Origin of the sequence: Marinomonas foliarum (assembly GCF_003337275.1) — a bacterium.
Taxonomy (GTDB): Bacteria; Pseudomonadota; Gammaproteobacteria; order Pseudomonadales; family Marinomonadaceae; genus Marinomonas; species Marinomonas foliarum.
This window is the reverse complement of record NZ_QPJQ01000029.1, coordinates 14578-31984: the sequence shown is the minus strand read 5'-3', so window position 1 is coordinate 31984 and position 17407 is coordinate 14578. Positions and strand designations below refer to the sequence as shown.

At 42.2% G+C, this 17407-nt stretch carries 22 protein-coding genes; 15 read left to right on the top strand and 7 right to left on the bottom strand.

The window, feature by feature from the left end; all coding sequences use genetic code 11:
• Nucleotides 1-2 precede the first annotated feature (2 nt).
• The 5 genes from DFP77_RS14290 to DFP77_RS14270 all read right to left on the bottom strand — a co-directional run bounded on the left by DFP77_RS14290 (nucleotide 3) and on the right by DFP77_RS14270 (nucleotide 4325).
• Entirely contained in the window at nucleotides 3-1472 is a 1470-nt protein-coding gene (locus DFP77_RS14290; RefSeq protein WP_114412889.1) for an RNA polymerase factor sigma-54, read from the bottom strand.
• 75 nt (nucleotides 1473-1547) lie between these two features.
• The gene (lptB, locus tag DFP77_RS14285; RefSeq protein WP_114412888.1) at nucleotides 1548-2273 is read right to left on the bottom strand and encodes an LPS export ABC transporter ATP-binding protein; all 726 of its coding nucleotides are present in this window, start codon (nucleotides 2271-2273) and stop codon (nucleotides 1548-1550) included.
• A gap of 3 nt (nucleotides 2274-2276) precedes the next feature.
• Nucleotides 2277-2783 carry a lipopolysaccharide transport periplasmic protein LptA gene (gene lptA / locus DFP77_RS14280; protein WP_114412887.1) on the bottom strand — a complete coding sequence of 169 codons (507 nt, stop codon included), beginning with the start codon at nucleotides 2781-2783 and terminating at the stop codon, nucleotides 2277-2279.
• Nucleotides 2767-3342: an LPS export ABC transporter periplasmic protein LptC gene (gene lptC, locus DFP77_RS14275; RefSeq protein WP_114412886.1), complete on the bottom strand. Its 576-nt coding sequence runs from the start codon at nucleotides 3340-3342 to the stop codon at nucleotides 2767-2769. The genes lptA and lptC overlap by 17 nt, the downstream gene beginning before the upstream one ends.
• 2 nt (nucleotides 3343-3344) lie before the next feature.
• Nucleotides 3345-4325, bottom strand: coding sequence for a calcium/sodium antiporter (locus tag DFP77_RS14270; protein WP_258861172.1), 981 nt, complete (start codon nucleotides 4323-4325; stop codon nucleotides 3345-3347).
• Nucleotides 4326-4476: 151 nt separating this feature from the next.
• Between DFP77_RS14270 and DFP77_RS14265 the strand changes: the two genes are divergently transcribed.
• The 9 genes from DFP77_RS14265 (at nucleotide 4477) to DFP77_RS14225 (ending at nucleotide 11375) form a co-directional block, all read left to right on the top strand.
• Complete coding sequence (locus DFP77_RS14265) at nucleotides 4477-5274, top strand: ABC transporter ATP-binding protein (protein WP_114412884.1); 798 nt, start codon at nucleotides 4477-4479, stop codon at nucleotides 5272-5274.
• On the top strand, nucleotides 5271-6053 hold the full coding sequence (gene mlaE / locus DFP77_RS14260; protein ID WP_114412883.1) for a lipid asymmetry maintenance ABC transporter permease subunit MlaE: 783 nt from the start codon (nucleotides 5271-5273) through the stop codon (nucleotides 6051-6053). Before DFP77_RS14265 ends, mlaE begins: the two co-directional genes overlap by 4 nt.
• Nucleotide 6054: 1 nt before the next feature.
• A complete protein-coding gene (gene mlaD, locus DFP77_RS14255) occupies nucleotides 6055-6516 on the top strand; it encodes an outer membrane lipid asymmetry maintenance protein MlaD (protein ID WP_114412882.1) in 462 nt (153 codons plus the stop codon).
• 4 nt (nucleotides 6517-6520) lie between these two features.
• Nucleotides 6521-7138, top strand: coding sequence for an MlaC/ttg2D family ABC transporter substrate-binding protein (locus DFP77_RS14250; protein WP_114412881.1), 618 nt, complete (start codon nucleotides 6521-6523; stop codon nucleotides 7136-7138).
• A gap of 204 nt (nucleotides 7139-7342) precedes the next feature.
• Nucleotides 7343-7579, top strand: coding sequence for a BolA family protein (locus tag DFP77_RS14245; RefSeq protein ID WP_114412880.1), 237 nt, complete (start codon nucleotides 7343-7345; stop codon nucleotides 7577-7579).
• 26 nt (nucleotides 7580-7605) lie between these two features.
• Nucleotides 7606-8868, top strand: coding sequence for a UDP-N-acetylglucosamine 1-carboxyvinyltransferase (gene murA, locus DFP77_RS14240; RefSeq protein ID WP_114412879.1), 1263 nt, complete (start codon nucleotides 7606-7608; stop codon nucleotides 8866-8868).
• Nucleotide 8869: 1 nt separating this feature from the next.
• Entirely contained in the window at nucleotides 8870-9514 is a 645-nt protein-coding gene (gene hisG / locus DFP77_RS14235) for an ATP phosphoribosyltransferase (protein ID WP_114412878.1), read from the top strand.
• On the top strand, nucleotides 9515-10834 hold the full coding sequence (hisD, locus tag DFP77_RS14230) for a histidinol dehydrogenase (protein WP_114412877.1): 1320 nt from the start codon (nucleotides 9515-9517) through the stop codon (nucleotides 10832-10834).
• A complete protein-coding gene (locus tag DFP77_RS14225) occupies nucleotides 10824-11375 on the top strand; it encodes an SRPBCC family protein (protein WP_114412876.1) in 552 nt (183 codons plus the stop codon). The genes hisD and DFP77_RS14225 overlap by 11 nt, the downstream gene beginning before the upstream one ends.
• A gap of 17 nt (nucleotides 11376-11392) precedes the next feature.
• On the opposite strand, the gene DFP77_RS14220 is transcribed toward DFP77_RS14225, so the two are convergent.
• Complete coding sequence (locus DFP77_RS14220) at nucleotides 11393-12445, bottom strand: S1C family serine protease (protein ID WP_114412875.1); 1053 nt, start codon at nucleotides 12443-12445, stop codon at nucleotides 11393-11395.
• 17 nt (nucleotides 12446-12462) lie between these two features.
• Here DFP77_RS14220 and DFP77_RS14215 point away from each other — a divergent pair, with 17 nt between their 5' ends.
• Entirely contained in the window at nucleotides 12463-13224 is a 762-nt protein-coding gene (locus DFP77_RS14215) for a Nif3-like dinuclear metal center hexameric protein (protein ID WP_114412874.1), read from the top strand.
• A 46-nt stretch (nucleotides 13225-13270) separates the two neighbouring features.
• On the opposite strand, the gene DFP77_RS14210 is transcribed toward DFP77_RS14215, so the two are convergent.
• Entirely contained in the window at nucleotides 13271-13726 is a 456-nt protein-coding gene (locus DFP77_RS14210; protein ID WP_114412873.1) for a Z-ring associated ZapG family protein, read from the bottom strand.
• A 130-nt stretch (nucleotides 13727-13856) separates the two neighbouring features.
• Here DFP77_RS14210 and zapE point away from each other — a divergent pair, with 130 nt between their 5' ends.
• The 5 genes from zapE (at nucleotide 13857) to DFP77_RS14185 (ending at nucleotide 17379) form a co-directional block, all read left to right on the top strand.
• Nucleotides 13857-14957 (top strand): cell division protein ZapE, encoded by a 1101-nt coding sequence (gene zapE, locus DFP77_RS14205; RefSeq protein ID WP_114412872.1) that lies wholly within the window; start codon nucleotides 13857-13859, stop codon nucleotides 14955-14957.
• Between the two features lie 152 nt (nucleotides 14958-15109).
• Nucleotides 15110-15538 carry a 50S ribosomal protein L13 gene (gene rplM, locus DFP77_RS14200; RefSeq protein ID WP_113917669.1) on the top strand — a complete coding sequence of 143 codons (429 nt, stop codon included), beginning with the start codon at nucleotides 15110-15112 and terminating at the stop codon, nucleotides 15536-15538.
• A gap of 14 nt (nucleotides 15539-15552) precedes the next feature.
• Entirely contained in the window at nucleotides 15553-15945 is a 393-nt protein-coding gene (gene rpsI / locus DFP77_RS14195) for a 30S ribosomal protein S9 (RefSeq protein WP_114412871.1), read from the top strand.
• Nucleotides 15946-16273: 328 nt separating this feature from the next.
• A complete protein-coding gene (locus DFP77_RS14190) occupies nucleotides 16274-16906 on the top strand; it encodes a glutathione S-transferase N-terminal domain-containing protein (RefSeq protein ID WP_114412870.1) in 633 nt (210 codons plus the stop codon).
• A 92-nt stretch (nucleotides 16907-16998) separates the two neighbouring features.
• A complete protein-coding gene (locus DFP77_RS14185; RefSeq protein ID WP_114412869.1) occupies nucleotides 16999-17379 on the top strand; it encodes a ClpXP protease specificity-enhancing factor in 381 nt (126 codons plus the stop codon).
• Nucleotides 17380-17407: the final 28 nt, after the last annotated feature.

The following is a 17407-nucleotide window of genomic DNA, read 5'->3' as shown; positions in this document are numbered from 1 at the left end:
GTTTAGATCAGTCGTTTGCGTTCATTGGAAGGAGGGATGTTCATCGCCTCACGATATTTGGCTACAGTTCGTCTAGCAACTTGTATGCCTTGATCTGCCAGAATGGCAGCTAACTTGTTATCACTTAAAGGTTTTTTAGCAGGTTCATCGGCAACAAGCTTTTTGATCATGGCTCTGATTGCTGTCGAAGAGCATTCACCGCCGGATGCCGTATTAACATGACTAGAAAAGAAATATTTTAGCTCAAATATGCCTTTGGGCGTATGCATGTATTTTTGAGTAGTCACCCTAGATATGGTCGATTCATGCATGCCTACTTCTTCAGCTACGTCATGAAGTACCATTGGTTTCATCGCTTCTTCACCAAGCTCGAAAAAATCGATTTGTCTGCTAACAATGCAACTGGCTACTTTTAGCAGTGTCTCGTTGCGGCTTTGCAAGCTTTTCATGAACCATTTTGCTTCTTGTAGAGAGTTTTTGATGTAAGAAGCATCTTCAGCTGTTGTAGCTGTACTTGCCATCGCTGAATAGGTTTCATTGATTTTTATTGGTGGAAGAGCGTCATTGTTTAATTCAACTTGCCATACGTCGTTGCGCTTTTTAACTGATACGTCAGGAATCACGTAATCTGTATCATCCGCATCAATAACAGAACCTGGGCGCGGGTTTAGTTGCTGGATTAGGTTAATGACTTCTTTTAGGGCTTCGTCTTTTAATTTAGTTTTGCGGCTTAATTGCGCAAAATCTCTATTACCCAATAGGGGTAAATAGTGGTCAATAAGGTTATATGTGCTTTTAAATAGAGGATGTGTTTGAAAAGCCTCTAATTGCACTAATAGGCAATCGCGTAAATCAATAGAGCATACACCGACGGGGTCGAAGCGCTGTAGTCTATGTTGAACAGCAATGACTTCTTCCATTTCTAAGTCTTCAAGTTCAATGCTGAGTGATTCGCAGATGTCGTCAGGGGTAATGCTTAAGTAGCCATCAGGCTGAACACATTCAATGATGGCATAGGCAATCTCGAGGTCTCTATCTGACATGTGGGTGAGGTTTAACTGCCAAATAAGATGGTCTTGAATGCTTTCGGCTGGAGCATTGCGGCTTTCAAAATCGCTATCGCCTTCAAAACTGTGGCTGTCACTCACCGCTGCTGAACTTTGGTAGGTGTCATCCCAATTACTATCTATAGACAGTTCTTCGGGGATGCTTTCCGTCCATTCAGACTCTACGCGCGCTTCTTCACCGTTGTCTAGAGGTATTTCTGTTTCGCTCTTTGATTCAATGCTAGCAGGGATATCGTTATGAGTTTGCTCGTCATCATCAAGCTCAAGGAGCGGGTTAGACTCTAGAAATTCATGGATCTCTTGCTTTAAATCCAACGTAGAAAGCTGCAGTAAGCGTATTGCTTGCTGCAGTTGGGGGGTCATGGTTAGCTGTTGACCTAGCTTTAATTGTAAAGACTGCTTCATGGAGCAACTCTTTTTGTTTGAATGAATTGGAACGAGTTGTGCATACTACTCCCTTTCTACAGCAATGATAAGGGGTTACAGACGGAAGTCGTCGCCTAAATAGACCTTTTTAACCTGTTCATTGTTGATGACAGTACTAGCATCACCTGACGCAATGATGTAGCCATTGCCAACAATATAGGCTTTATCGCAGATGTCGAGGGTCTCTCTGACGTTGTGATCGGTGATCAATACACCTATACCACTTTCTTGCAGATGTTTGATGATGAGCTTTATGTCACCAACAGAAATAGGGTCTACACCAGCAAATGGTTCATCTAGAAGGATGAATTTTGGGTTCATTGCAAGTGCTCTTGCAATTTCGACCCTACGACGTTCTCCTCCAGACAATGCCATGCCTAAGTTGGTGCGTATATGAGTAATGTGAAACTCTTCTAAAAGAGTCTCAAGTCTCTCTTGTTGTTGGCTTTTATTTAGCTCTTTTCGGGTTTCTAAGATAGCTAATATGTTATCTTCTACCGACATCTTTCGGAAAATAGATGCTTCCTGAGGAAGGTAGCCAATGCCTTTTTGTGCACGTGTATGCATTGCGTCGTGGGTTATATCTACGCCATCAATAAAAATGCCGCCAGCGTCATTTGCTACCATGCCAACAATCATATAGAAGCAAGTGGTTTTCCCTGCTCCGTTTGGTCCTAATAGACCAACCGCTTGTCCTGATTCAACAGAAATTGATACATCTTTTACAACTTTGCGTTTTTTATAGCTTTTTGCAAGGTGCTTTGCTTCTAGTAAGGCCATCTATTATTTTGCCTCAGTAGCTTGTGGTTGTAATGTCATAGACACGCGTCCAGAATCTTTTTTCTCTGCGCTAAAGGTGCCGTCTTGAATCATATAGAGGATATAGTCAGCAGTGATAGAGTTCTGCATGCGGCTCAAATAGCCATCACCAGTAATTTCTAACTTAGATTCATCTGTTTGGTAGTGGATTTCGTTTCCTCTGCTAATAACAATGTTTCCATTCCAGTCAATTTGTTGGCTGAACTTCGCAGGCAAACCAGTCGCTTCAAGGCTATTGAATTGTTGGGTTTTTGGATCTGTGGAAACTTTTAAATACTGCGCTTGAATCTCGATAGAGCCCTGCTTTACAAATACGTTGCCTTTATAAATGGCTTGACCTGAGTTTTGGTCGAACGATGCTTCATCGGCTTGTATTTCTAACGGCTTATTGATGTCATCTGGTAATGCGTAAGTGTATTGTCCAATAAGGGCAGAAGTGAGCAACATGCTGGCGTTAATGAATTGTTTCATAGCTTCCTCGTACAGATCCTGTCATCACGACTTCTTCTGAATTTATATAGGTTGTAATCTTGCTTGCGGAGGTTTTTCCTTGAGTTGATATCAGGGTAGCAGCTCCGTAGCTGGTCAATGATTTGTTTTTATCTTCGTAGTGCATGTTGTCTGAGCTTAAATTGATGTCTTCAGACTGTTGATACTTCTTAGTTGCTCTTACGTTGTCAGTTAATAGGATATCATTACTTCCGTCCTCAATAACCCCTTTATCTGCTTTTGCATTCCATTGCCCTGACTCTGAGTAGCGCGCAACACTAGGTTGTTCAAGGAATGTTTTGTCTTGCAAATCATAGTGGAAGGTTTGTTTTGCATTCATAGATTCGATTAAAGTTCCACTTTTATCAAACTCTTTAATTTGTACTTCGGTGACAAAGTAATCAGGTGATCCACGAAGTGCATCTGCTTCCACCAAGTTTTTGCCTGGCTCTGTACTGTACCAACTGATAGCAATCGCAAGCATAATTATCACGACTAATATGAGAGTGTTTTTGGTCTTTAATAGCTTTGCAGTATCCATTGTTATAAAGCGCCATTCGTGCTGATTGCGAATAAATACACGCCATAAGAAGCGATTAAGGGTAGACCTAACCATCTAGGGATAGCATTGCTCTTGGATTTTTTAAAGATGAAGATGGCAACAGCAAGCGCGACAGTCAATCCTAGTACCCAAGGGAAATCACGCTGTATCACGCTCGGATCAATGATTCCCGGGGCAATCAGTGCAGGTAAAGGTAGTACGGTGGCTAGGTTAAAGACGTTTGAGCCCAATACATTGCCAATGGCAATGTCATGATGGCCTTTTCTCACACTACTAATGGAAGCCGCTAACTCTGGAAGGCTGGTTCCAATCGCAACAATAGTTAAGCCGATGACTAGCTCGCTAACACCTAATGCTGTGGCTATCCCTATGGCTCCCCAAACGAGTAGTTTGGAGCTGCCGATTAGGACGATTAGTCCGATTAATGCAATGACTAGTGATTGTAGTATTGATGTGCCGTCATCTGCAGGAAGCTCTTCTTTTAGTTCACTCTCTAGATCTTTGTTGCCGCGCAATAGAATGATCAGTACGACGATAAAAGCAACAATGAGTATTATACCGTCCCAAAGATCTAATGCTTGGTCATATAATAAAAAGCCGGTTAGTAGTGTGATTGCTAACACTAGGGGGACTTCTTTTGTGGAAAGTCCTTTTGCTATAGGGATGGCGGAAAACAACAAGGTGATACCTAGCACTAGAGCGATGTTGGCAATATTCGAGCCTAGAACATTGCCGATTGCTATTTCTGGCGCATTATCCATTGCGGCAATAGCAGAAACCACCATCTCGGGAGCTGATGTGCCAAATGCTACTAGGGTGATGCCAATAATCATAGGGCTTACGTTGAGCTTTTCAGCTACGAGAGCAGCGTGCTCAATGAATTTATCAGAGCTAAATACGAGTAAAACTAGTCCTGCGATGAGAGCAATAGAAAATAACAACATATTAATGGTATGACTCATTGTAATAGAAGGCACCATTTAATGAGGTTTGGCGACTAAATTCAAGGCTTGATATTGCAAACAAAGTAGTTTTGCCTTTGTCACGATTCTAATTGTTAGGGGGCAATGATAGTATCAAACCATATTTGGGAAGGATGCTAAGGGTGTACCAGTGACTGATGCTTATATCGAAGTCCAAAATGTGAGTTTTTCAAGGGGGGAGCGGCTTATTTACGAAAACGTCTCTCTAACGATTCCTAGGGGGAAGATTACCGCTGTCATGGGGCCAAGCGGAACAGGTAAAACTACTTTGCTGCGTTTGATTGCAGCTCAGTTAGCGCCAGACTCTGGGGCGGTTTTGGTAGATGGTCAAAATATCCACTCATTGTCTCGGTCGAATCTGTATAAAGCGAGAAAGAAAATGGGCATGTTGTTCCAAAGTGGTGCTCTATTCAGTGACATGAGTGTTGCTGAGAACATAGCTTTTCCAATGGAGGAGCACACCAAGCTTGACGCTGAAGCAATATCTAACAGAGTGTTGGAAAAGCTTTACAGTGTCGGTTTGCGAGGGGCGGCCGAATTAATGCCATCTGAACTTTCTGGTGGTATGGCGCGACGTGTTGCATTGGCTAGGGCGATAGCCTTGGACCCTGAGTTGGTTATGTATGATGAGCCATTTACAGGCCAGGATCCAATTTCAAAAGGTGTGCTGGTGAAGCTAATACGCCAGTTAAATGATTCAGCCAAGATCACCTCAGTGCTTGTTTCTCACGATGTTGAAGAGTCTCTTTCTATTGCAGATCATGTATGTATTTTAGCTGGCGGTCGTGTTATTGCGGAAGGGTCAGCTGAGGAGATAAAGGCGTCAGATAATGCTGAGGTCCAGCAGTTCTTAAATGGTGAGCCAGATGGGCCAGTGCCATTTCATTATCCAGAAAGTAGCTCAGTTGCGGATAAGGTGTCTTTATGAAAATGGTTGCAGAACTTGGGGCTGCGTTGCTGAATTGGCTAGAGTCGGTGGGGCGTGCTGGGATTTTTCTCATTCAAAGTGTCTTTAGATTGCCAGTTAGGCCGAAAGAGTCTTTAAATTTACTGGTTAAACAGTTGTATTCTGTGGGTGTTTTATCTCTAGTGATAGTGGTCGTTTCTGGCGCTTTCATTGGGATGGTATTGGCGTTACAGGGCTATAGCATACTGGCTAAGTTTGGTTCAGAAGAAGCGGTAGGTCAGTTGTTGGCTTTGGCTTTATTGCGAGAGTTAGGTCCAGTGGTAACCGCTTTATTGTTCGCAGGTCGTGCTGGGTCATCTTTGACTGCTGAAATTGGCTTGATGAAAGCAACAGAGCAGCTATCTAGTTTTGAAATGATGGGTGTTGATCCATTGCGTCGAGTCATTGCACCTAGGTTTATTGCTGGGGTTATTTGTTTGCCTTTGTTGAGTTTGATCTTCTCGGCGACAGGGATTATCGGTGGCTTGATTGTTTCTGTTAACTGGTTAGGTGTCCATGATGGCGCTTTTTGGTCGCTGATGCAGCAGTCAGTCTATTTTGATACCGATATTCTTAATGGTTTTATTAAAGCGGTGTTTTTCTCTGTTGCTGTTACTTGGATTGCTGTCTATCAAGGGTATGAGTGTGTACCAACCTCAGAAGGGATTGGTAAAGCCACGACTCGTACTGTCGTTTTAGGTTCATTGGCTATTTTGGCGTTGGACTTTGTATTAACTGCCGCCATGTTTGGAGATTTTTAAGATGAGAAGTAAACGTATTGAATTGTTTGTAGGGGCCTTTATTGTTGTTGGTATTATGGCCTTTGTTTACCTAGCGGTGCAGGTTAGTGGCTTGGCATTTTCTGATAAAAAAGATACTTACCAGATAGTTGCTAGATTTGATGATATTGGTGGTTTGAGTAATCGAGCAAAAGTCACTATTGCTGGCGTAAATATTGGTAGTGTTGAATCGATAACGCTAGATAAAGATCTTTATATGGGGTTGGTTACCATGAATATCGATTCGGATGTCGATAATATTCCGACAGACAGTTCTATTGCTATCCTGACAAGTGGCTTGTTGGGAGAAAAATATTTAGGGTTATCAATTGGTGCTGATGATGAAATGCTGACTGATGGCGGTGAGATTTTTGATACGCAATCGGCTCTTGTTTTGGAGACATTAATTAGTCAGTTTTTATTCAAGGCAGGTGATTCGGAGTAGTATTATGTTAAGAATTTTTTCAGGCGTGCTTGTGTTTTTTTCCTTGGTCAGTGCAAATCTTGCATGGTCAAACGTAGATGAAGCGAGAAACACTGTTGTTAATGTGGTTGAGGCTTTTCGAACGAATATTGTTGCTGATAAGGCGGTTTTAGCAAAAGACCCAGCGTTACTTGAACAGCGTGTAAATGATATTTTGGAAGAGGTTGTTGATTTTGATGATTTCTCAAAAAAGGTAATGGGGAAGTATTATCGTAGAGCTTCTCCAGAGCAGCGAGCCCGTTTCGCAAATGTGACCAAAGATACCTTGCTGAAAACATATGGCGCATCGCTTTTGGAGTTGGACGCAGATCGAATTAATGTTTTACCCTTGGGGCCTCAGGGGCGAGGAAAGGAAACAAAGGTAGATGTTAATTTCCAGATGGAAGCAGGCGGTGTTCTAAATATTTCTTTTTATATGGAACAGGCAAAGCAAGGAAATTGGATGTTGAGCAATGTAGTCATCAATAACATTAACTTCGGACTGACTTTTCGCAAGCAGTTTGGTGTGATGATGGAACAAAATAGAAATGATATTGAGTCGGCTATTTCGGCTTGGAGAGAGTCGTTAGCTAAAAAGTCATAGTTTCTCCTCCTTGATATAAAGCACGTTAAAAATCCGAATTCACTCTGTGGGTTCGGATTTTTTGTCAGTTCGATTGTCAGCCTAGATTAAAATGTTAGAAAACAGCCAGTTTTTTCTTCAGAGTTACGCTTTGAGGTGTTAAGTAGTTGGCTGTACTAAGGTAGAATAAAGCCAATTATGTATATTTAATCTATTGGAGCGACTGTGAACGCAGGTGAAGTTAAAGCACTTTTAGAATCCTCTATTCCTAATTGCGAAGTGATCGCAGAAGGTGAGGGGTGTAATTTTCAAGTAGTGGTAGTAACAAGTGAGTTTGAAGGATTATCAACTGTCAAAAGGCAGCAGCTTGTTTACTCTCACCTTCAGGAAGCTATTTCCAGTGGCGCCATTCATGCCGTTACCATGAAAACCTACACGCCAGAACAAAAAAATAAGCTGTAATAACGCGATTATAAGAGATTTAAAATATGGACAAGCTTCTGATTACCGGTGGTACTCGGCTTAATGGTGTTGTTCGTGCGTCTGGCGCGAAAAATGCTGCGCTGCCAATTCTTGCAGCCACTTTGCTAACAAAAGAATTAATCACAATAAAAAATCTTCCGCATTTACATGATATTACGACCATGTTGGAACTGCTTGGTTCTATGGGGTGTGGCGTTGTAGTAGATGAAAAAATGAGTGTTCAATTGGATGTATCAACACTCAATAATTGTGAAGCGCCTTATGAACTTGTTAAAACCATGAGAGCTTCTATCTTGGTTCTAGGTCCATTAGTAAGTCATTTTGGTAAGGCTATTGTGTCTCTACCTGGCGGCTGTGCCATTGGTAGTCGACCTGTAGATTTGCACCTGCGTGGCTTAGAAGCTATGGGCGCAACTATAAGTGTCGAAGGTGGTGATATTGTTGCTAGTGTAGATGGGCGTCTTAAAGGTGCGCGCATTTTCTTCGACAAAGTGACTGTGACAGGTACTGAAAACTTGCTAATGGCTGCAACCTTGGCTGATGGTCAGACTATTTTAGAAAACGCTGCACGTGAACCGGAAGTGGTTGATTTGGCTGAATGCCTTATTGCTATGGGAGCAAAAATTACTGGGCATGGCACAGATACTATCGTTATTGATGGTGTTGAAAATCTACATGGTACTAACTACCCGGTGATGCCAGACCGTATTGAGACAGGTACCTTCTTGGTTGCTGCTGCAATTACTGGTGGTAAAGTGAAAGTGATTGATACTGATGTGAAATCACTTGAGGCTGTACTTGCTAAGTTGGAGGAGGCGGGAGCTAAGGTTACTTGTGGTGATGATTGGATCGAAGTGGATATGGAAGGTCGTCGACCGCAAGCTGTGAACATTAGTACAGCGCCTTACCCAGCTTTCCCTACTGACATGCAAGCGCAATTTGTTGCCTTAAACTCGGTTGCTAATGGTGTTGGCCGAGTCATTGAAAATATCTTTGAGAACCGCTTTATGCACGTAGACGAAATGTTGCGTATGGGTGCAGATATAGAAGTGAATGGTAATACAGCTATTGTTCGTGGTTGTGATCGCCTTAAAGGTGCACCAGTAATGGCGACAGATTTGCGAGCCTCCGCTAGCTTAGTGCTTTCTGCATTGGTTGCTGAGGGCGATACTAAAATTGATCGTATTTATCACATTGATCGTGGTTATGAATGTATTGAAGAAAAATTCGGTGCATTGGGTGCGAAAATTTCACGGGTTCTGAATTGATATGAGTAAAACATTAACGATTGCTCTGTCGAAAGGGCGTATTCTTGGTGAAACCTTGCCGCTTTTAGAGAAGGCGAATATTGTTCCTGTTGAAGATATTAGTAAAAGTCGAAAGTTAATATTTGATACTAATCATGAGCATATAAAATTAGTTATTTTGCGCGCAACGGATGTGCCCACATATGTTGATCATGGTGTGGCAGATTTTGGTGTGGCGGGCAAAGATGTATTGATGGAAGCCTCTACTAAAAATTTATATGAACTATTAGACCTTAAAATAGCAAAATGTCGTTTGATGACGGCTGGTGTTGTGGACCAACCTTTGCCAAATAGACGTTTGAAGGTGGCTTCTAAGTTTATCAAAACTGCGAAAGCGTATTTTGCTGAGCAGGGCGTTCAAGCAGACGTTGTGAAACTATATGGCGCGATGGAGTTGGCTCCGATCATGGGGCTTGCTGATCTTATTGTTGATATAGTGGACACGGGCAATACGTTAAAAGCGAATGGTCTGGAGGCGCGGGAATTGATTGCGCCAATTAGTACGCGTTTGGTGGTCAATAAAGCGGCTTACAAGACTAAATACTCAGAAATTGAGCCTATTTTAGAAATGATAAGACGAGCGGTTGAAGATAACGAGGGTAAGTAATTGAGTCTGAATATTCGAGAATTTTCTTCTAGAGCTGAAGGGTTTCGTTCAGAGCTAGAATCTCTACTTGCGTGGGACTCAGTGTCTGATAATGGAGTTCAGCAAGCGGTAGCAAATATTGTTGAGCAGGTTCGTCTTAAAGGCGATACCGCTCTGATTGAGTTTACCAATCAATTTGACCGCCGACAGGTTGCATCGTCTTCTGAACTTGAAATTACCCGTGAAGAGTTAGCGTTAGCGAAAGGTCGAGTAAGCATAGAACTGGTGGCTAGTTTAGAGGCGGCAGCGGAGCGAGTTCATAATTACCATGAGCGTCAAATACAGCCTTCTTGGCAGTATCAAGAAGACAGTGGTACTGTGCTGGGGCAAAAAATCACTCCGTTAGATCGAGTTGGTGTCTACGTGCCTGGTGGTAAAGCAGCCTATCCTTCCTCTGTGTTGATGAATGTGATGCCTGCAAAAGTGGCTGGCGTTGGTGAAATCATCATGGTGGTCCCGACTCCTGATGGAATAGTTAACGATATCGTTTTAGCTGCAGCCTATATTGCTGGTGTTGATCGTGTATTTACGATTGGCGGTGCCCAAGCCGTTGCAGCTCTGGCCTATGGTACAAAAAGCGTTCCTAAGGTTGATAAAATTGTTGGGCCAGGGAATATCTACGTAGCTACCGCCAAAAAAATGGTGTTCGGTGTGGTTGGTATCGACATGATTGCCGGCCCTTCTGAAATATTGGTTGTGTGTGATGGCAAAACTGATCCTGATTGGATTGCTATGGATTTATTTTCACAGGCTGAACATGATGAAGATGCACAATCGATTCTGATCTCACCTGACTTGGCTTTTCTTAAGGCTGTAAAGGCCTCAATGGATAAGTTGCTCGAAACGCAAAGTCGCAAAGATATTATTAAAGCATCCTTGGAAGGTCGTGGTGCATTTATTCATGTTGAGAACATGGATGAAGCGATGGATATTGCGAATGTTGTTGCCGCGGAACATCTAGAATTGTCTATGGATGATCCCGAAAAATGGGTTGAGAAAATTCGTCATGCTGGTGCTATTTTTATGGGGCGTCATACTCCAGAGGCGCTAGGCGATTACTGTGCTGGGCCAAATCATGTTTTACCAACATCTGGCACTGCACGTTTTTCATCGCCTTTAGGTGTGTACGATTTCCAAAAGCGTAGTTCTTTGATTTATTGCTCCCCTGAAGGGGCGAGTGAGTTGGCGAAAATTGCTTCCCCTTTGGCGCGTGGTGAATCATTAGAGGCGCACGCATTGTCAGCAGAGTATCGTATTCTGAAGGGTGCGAATGGTGAGTAATTTATCTCACCCTGCAGCGCTTTATACGCTCAGAAAAATAACACGTATTTCTGCGTTGGTTATTTTGCTTTTAGTGGTTGTTGGATTTTTCATGCCAACTGACTATCGAGTAGAGCGCAGCGTGGTTATTCAGGCTTCTCGTGATGCTATTTATCGAGATATTCTTCAAGGGGATCGTTTGCCGAGCTGGATGTTTATTCAGGGTGGTAAGGTTGCTGATTTTGAAGGGGCGTTGAAAGAGGGTGATTCTGTCGCTTTAGTTTACGATGAAACCGCTGAGCAAGGTTTGTTGACAATTGTTGAGTCTTCATCATCCGTTATTCGTTTTGATGTGCGCCCTAAGCCAGCAGTTGATTTAGTTCGAAACCAAATTGAGCTGCGAGATAGTGGTAGTGAAACTATGGTTGTATGGACTATTGAAGGTAGTCTGAATACTGGGTTACTGAGTCCTTATCTTGCTATGTTTGCGAATGATATTGCGGGAAGTAATTTTGAGCGCAGTTTGCAGAGTCTAAAAGAGCAAGTTGAGCTTCTGAATTAGTATTATTAAATAATGTATTAATAGTTAATGCGTTGCATCGTGGGCTGCTTTTCTAGCATGATATTTGTTTGATAGGATTGCTGCCCACGAATGCCAACAAGTGAAATATTGGTGCCGGGCTTTAGTGATGCAATTAAATGCCTAATCTGAAATGGATCTTCGCTCGGAATATTGTTTATTTCAATAATAATATCTCCAACTTCTATGCCTGCTTTCTCGGCTGGGCTTTCCTTTGTTATATCGCTTACTAATAGTCCGTGCTCTGAAGGTAGTAACAAGTTTTCAGCTAGTGCTTTTGTGACCTTCTGTGCGTCCATGCCCAGATAGCCTCTTATAACTTCACCGTGCTCTATAATATCCGCCATAACCTCAAGCGCGTCGTCCACTGGTGTGGCAAATCCTATCCCTTGTGAGCCTCCTGTACTTGAATAGATGGCAGAGCTAATGCCAATCAGTTCGCCTTTTAGGTTAACGAGTGCACCGCCTGAGTTACCTGGATTTATAGCGGCATCTGTTTGTAAGAAATTTTCGTAGGTATTCAATCCTATGCTATTGCGGCCTTTGGCGCTGATTATTCCAGCGGTAACCGTTTGACCTATTCCGAAAGGATTACCAATGGCGAGAATTTGGTCGCCAACAAAGACGTCATCACTGTTGCCCATTTTTATATTTGGTAAGTTGGGTAGCTCTATTTTTAGAACGGCTAGGTCTGTGGATGGGTCGGAACCAATAATTTTAGCCTCAATGCGTCTGTCATCATATAGGGCGATAACAATGCTTTGGGCATTTTGAATGACATGATGATTGGTTAGAATAAATCCATCTTTCGTTGCTATAACGCCAGAGCCTAAATTTATGCTGTGTTTTACTTTATTTGCATCGTTAAAGGCTTTTGGTTCTGCTACTTGGGTGTATATATTTACAACGGAAGGAGTCGCAGCTTTTACAGGTGAAGAGTAGCTTGTAATAGGTGTTTTTTGTTTCTCTTGAATGAGTAAGACGGCTAGGCCTATACAAGTGCCGGTGAGAATGGAGATAATGGCCGAAACCCAGTAAGTTTTTTGATTCATAGATGTGAGAGGTTACTTTGCTACGCAGTGAATTTGAGTTATTGCTTAATGAAACATTAAGTCCAAGTCGTTTCAAAGATTATGCGCCCAATGGTTTGCAGGTGGAAGGAAAAAAAGACATTAACCGTGTTGTGACAGGTGTTACAGCAAGTCAGGCGTTAATTGATGCTGCTATTGAACTAAAGGCCGATGCAATCTTTGTTCATCATGGGTATTTTTGGAAAAACGAAGATCCTCGTATTGTTGGTATGAAGTATCGCCGTATCGCCGCATTAATAAAGCATGACATCAATTTGTATGGTTATCACTTGCCGTTGGATGCGCATCCAACTCTGGGCAATAATGCGGGCTTGGCTGATGCTATTGGTTTGTCTTGTCGATCTGCTCTACAGACTGGGGTTCCTATCGAGGAGTCCATCGGTATTGTGGGTGAGTTAGAGGAAGCTATGTCACTTGATGCTTTTCAGCAACGAGTTGAATCAGCGGTCAGTCGAAGTGTGTTGTTTGAGCGTGTTAGTGATCAGCCTATACGTCGAGTGGCTTTGTGTACTGGAGGTGCGCAAGGTTATATAGAGCAGGCTGTGGCTATTGGGGCAGATGTTTTCATTACAGGTGAAGTGTCTGAGCAGACTATTCATATTGCTCGTGAAATGGGAATTCATTTCATTGCGGCTGGGCATCATGCTACCGAACGGTTTGGGGCTAAATCTATAGCGGCGTATTTGTCGGACGAATGTGGCTTAGTTGCGACCTTTATTGATGTGGATAATCCTGCTTAATGTTGATGGTTAAGCGTAAAAAAGGGCTTTTAAAAAAGCCCTTTTTTTATATAGTGCGTTTCGGTTCTAGATCTGAATCTCTGTTTCGATCATCTAGGCCAAAGCTTTCACTGAGCATGCCAGGTTCTTTATCTTTCTTGAGAGCGTAATCTCTAGGTGCTTCTGTTATCTCGGAGTCATCTGTCAACACTGAGGTGGTGGTTTGATGGCTTTCTATTTTAACATTGCTTAATTGAGGTGCATTGCTGGCAAGGCAGTTTCTCAATTCTGCTAGGCGCTTTTCGGCAGCAATAAGGTGTTCATTGCTGTCAGTGAAGAAGTTATCAATGATGACTTGTTTGCTGTCTAGCTCCTGTTGTAGCGATTTAATGGTGATAACGCTTGAGTTAGACATTGTTTGCTTACTTTGTCTTGTGTTGAGGCTTTTAACAAAAAGCGTGGCAACGCAGCCAATAATGATGCCAGTAATAAATATGATAATGTTGAATTCTTCCAAGTTCATGACTTTCTCCAAAAAACAGATAATCCATTATAGCTAAATCACTTCTACGATAACAGCTTGATAGGTGTTGTTTAAGGCGCAATTTGTTAGAATAAACGCAATTCACCTAATTGAACGAATAAGAGCGGCGATGACACCCATTACACGTTACAAGCAAGATTTGACCAGAGAAGACTTCCATTATGATCCAGCTCAAGAAGAAGCGGTAGAGGCTCTTCAAGATTTATTTGATCGCTTAGTCGCAAATCAGGCTAATAAGCCTTCAGATGGACTTTTGGGAAGGTTTTTAAAGAAAAAAACACCTGCTGTAGAGCAAGGTCTCTATTTTTGGGGTGGGGTAGGTAGAGGAAAGACCTACCTAATGGATACGTTTTTTGATTGTTTGCCGACAGAGAAGAAAATGCGCCTGCATTTTCATCGCTTCATGCAGATGGTTCATCAGGAATTGCGTAAGTTAAATGACGTTAAAAATCCGCTAGAGATTGTGGGTAAGCAAATATCTTCGAAAGCGCAGGTTTTGTGCTTTGATGAGTTTTTTGTAACTGATATTACCGATGCGATGATATTAGCGGGCTTGCTAGATGTGTTGTTTAAGAATGGCACTACCTTAGTTGCTACTTCAAACATTGAGCCAGATGGCTTGTATAAGAATGGTTTGCAGCGAGCGCGTTTTTTACCAGCTATTGATCTGGTTAAGCAGCACACCAAAGTAATGAATGTTGATGGTGGTGTCGACTATCGATTGCGTACGCTGAAGCAGGCTAAACTGTATCATTACCCTTTAAGTGAAGCGGCTGATAAGGAGCTAAATGACAGGTTTATGAGTCTTATTTCTGATGCGTCTCATATTGTAGAGGGTGGTGGTGTCGAAATTGAGGGACGTACAATCCCTCTTTTGAGGAGTTGTGAAAGTCTTGCTTGGTTTGATATTAAAGCGCTTTGCGATGGCCCAAGAAGTCAAATTGACTACATCGAAATTGCGCGTCTTTATGGTACGGTGATTATTTCTAACTTACCTCAGATGGACGCTTCTCGTGATGATTTGGCGAGACGCTTTATTAACTTGGTTGATGAGTTTTATGATCGTCATGTCAAGGTGATATTTACAGCCGAGGTGGCAATCCCTGATATATATACAGGTACAAGGTTGGCCTTTGAGTACGACCGGACTGTGAGCCGATTGTTAGAGATGCAATCTGAAGAATATTTGTCTTTAGAGCACCGTCCTTAAGAGTATTTCGACTTTCATATTTTATTAGGTTGGTATATACTTCGCTCGCCTTTTTAAAGGTAAGTGTACGTTGATCGGAAGCTTTGCTTTCGGCCAACCAATAATAATAGGTATAGCGTGTCATTGAACACGCATATTGATAGGGTTTTTTCATGAAAACTTTTACAGCTAAACCTGCTGAAGTGCGCCGCGACTGGTTCGTGGTTGATGCTGAAGGCAAAACTCTAGGTCGCTTGGCTACTGAAATTGCTCGCCGTCTTCGCGGTAAGCATAAAGCGGAATATACTCCTCATGTTGACACTGGTGATTACATCGTTGTTATCAATGCTGAGAAAGTTCACGTTACAGGTAACAAAGCAGCTGCTAAACAATACTACCGCCATACTGGTTATCCAGGCGGCTTGCGTTCTATGAATTTCGAGAAGTTGATTGATCACGCTCCAGAGCGCGTTCTTGAAATCGCCGTAAAAGGTATGTTGCCAAAAGGTCCTTTGGGCCGTGCAATGCACAAGAAAATGAAAGTGTACGCTGGTACTGAGCATCCACATGCTGCTCAACAGCCTCAAGCCCTTAACATTTAATACGGAAGATCATTATGTCAGCTACTCAATACTACGGTACAGGTCGTCGTAAAACGTCTACCGCTCGTGTTTTCCTTAAAGCGGGTACTGGTAACTTAGTTATCAATAACCGTACTCTTTCTCAGTACTTCGGTCGTGAAACAGCTCAGATGGTTGTTCGTCAGCCTCTTGAACTTGTTGATGCTACTGAAAAATTTGACGTTTACATCACTGTTAAAGGTGGTGGTATCTCTGGTCAAGCTGGTGCGATCCGTCACGGTATCACACGCGCATTGATGCAATACGATGAGACTCTACGTCGTACTCTACGTTCTGCAGGATTCGTTACACGCGACTCTCGTGAAGTTGAACGTAAGAAAGTTGGTCTACGCAAAGCACGTCGTCGTCCTCAGTTCTCTAAGCGTTAATTTTCGCTTTGGAATTATTATCAAAACGCTTGGTGTATTCGCCAAGCGTTTTTTTTGTTTGAAATAAATACAGTGTTACTATCGTTCAGCGTGATGATTTTTCTAAGAAAAATTGTTTCAAAAAATGTTAGAATAGCGGCTCTATAAAACAAAAGGTTTTCTTGGTGTTGCAAATCTCTTGTTTTCTGAAGCTGCGTGGTTATTAAACCGTAGAAATAATATTTTTAGTGTGACGAAGTTGTGTAATGTGTTTGTTACTTCGTCTCCATACTATAGTTTGTCCTTTTCTTCGAAGAGGGCGTTGATGTTTTCAATATAGGGGTTAGACATGGGTGTTATTGCAAAGCGCTCCTCAATGACGTTCTTCTCAGATGGAGAGGATCATTACAGCCATAGAGTTCGTATTGTATTGGCTGAAAAAGCCGTCACAGTGGACATCATAGATGTAGACCCATTTAACAAGCCAGACGAACTGGCTGATGTTAATCCATACAATGAACTTCCAGCATTGGTTGATCGTGATTTGGTTCTATACGAACCAAATGTAATGATGGAATATTTGGATGAGCGTTTTCCGCATCCACCATTACTACCTGTTTACCCTGTAGCACGCGCTGAAAGTCGCTTGTTTATGTATCGTATTCAGCGTGACTGGGCAAAGTTAGTTGATTTGATTTTGACTAGTAAAGACAAAGACGCGGTTGCTCAGGCACAAAAAGAATTGCGTGAAGGTCTATTAAATGTAGCGCCAATCTTTGAAGAGAAGCCTTATTTCATGAGCGATGAGTTCACCATCGTTGATTGCTGTTTGGCTCCTATTTTATGGCGTTTACCGGCATTGGGCGTAGAGATTCCTAAAGAGCAAGCAAGAGCTCTGTATAAATATATGGACCTTGTATTTGCTCGTGAATCTTTCCAAGAAAGCTTATCTGAAGCTGAACAGGAAATGCGTTTAGACTAAGCTGAGAGCCTTCTCAAGCTTTGTTTAGTAACAAAAGAGGAGCTCTTATAGCTCCTTTTTTTTACAAAGATTTATATGTAGTAGGAGTGAAAATGTTACCTAAACGATCTTATTTATTGAATGCAGCGTATTCTTGGGTTGCTGATAATGACATGACACCTTATCTTTTGGTCGATGCTGAGCAAAAAGACGTTGTTATTCCTACAGAGTTTGTTAAAGATGGACAAATTGTTCTTAACATTAGTATGACTGCTGTGCGGCACTTAAAAATGGATAAAGACGCTGTTTCTTTTGAGGCAAGGTTTAGCGGTAAGCCTATGCAGGTTTACGTTCCTATGTCGGCGGCTCTGGCTTTGTATGCAAAAGAAAATGGTGACGGTTTTGTGTTTCCGGATGAAGAGTTTCTTGATAAACCAACTCCGCCGACGTCACCGGAGCCTAAAAAGGGTTTTCAGTTGAAAGTAGTGAAATAAAAGATTTCATTGGTGTTACATTATCGAC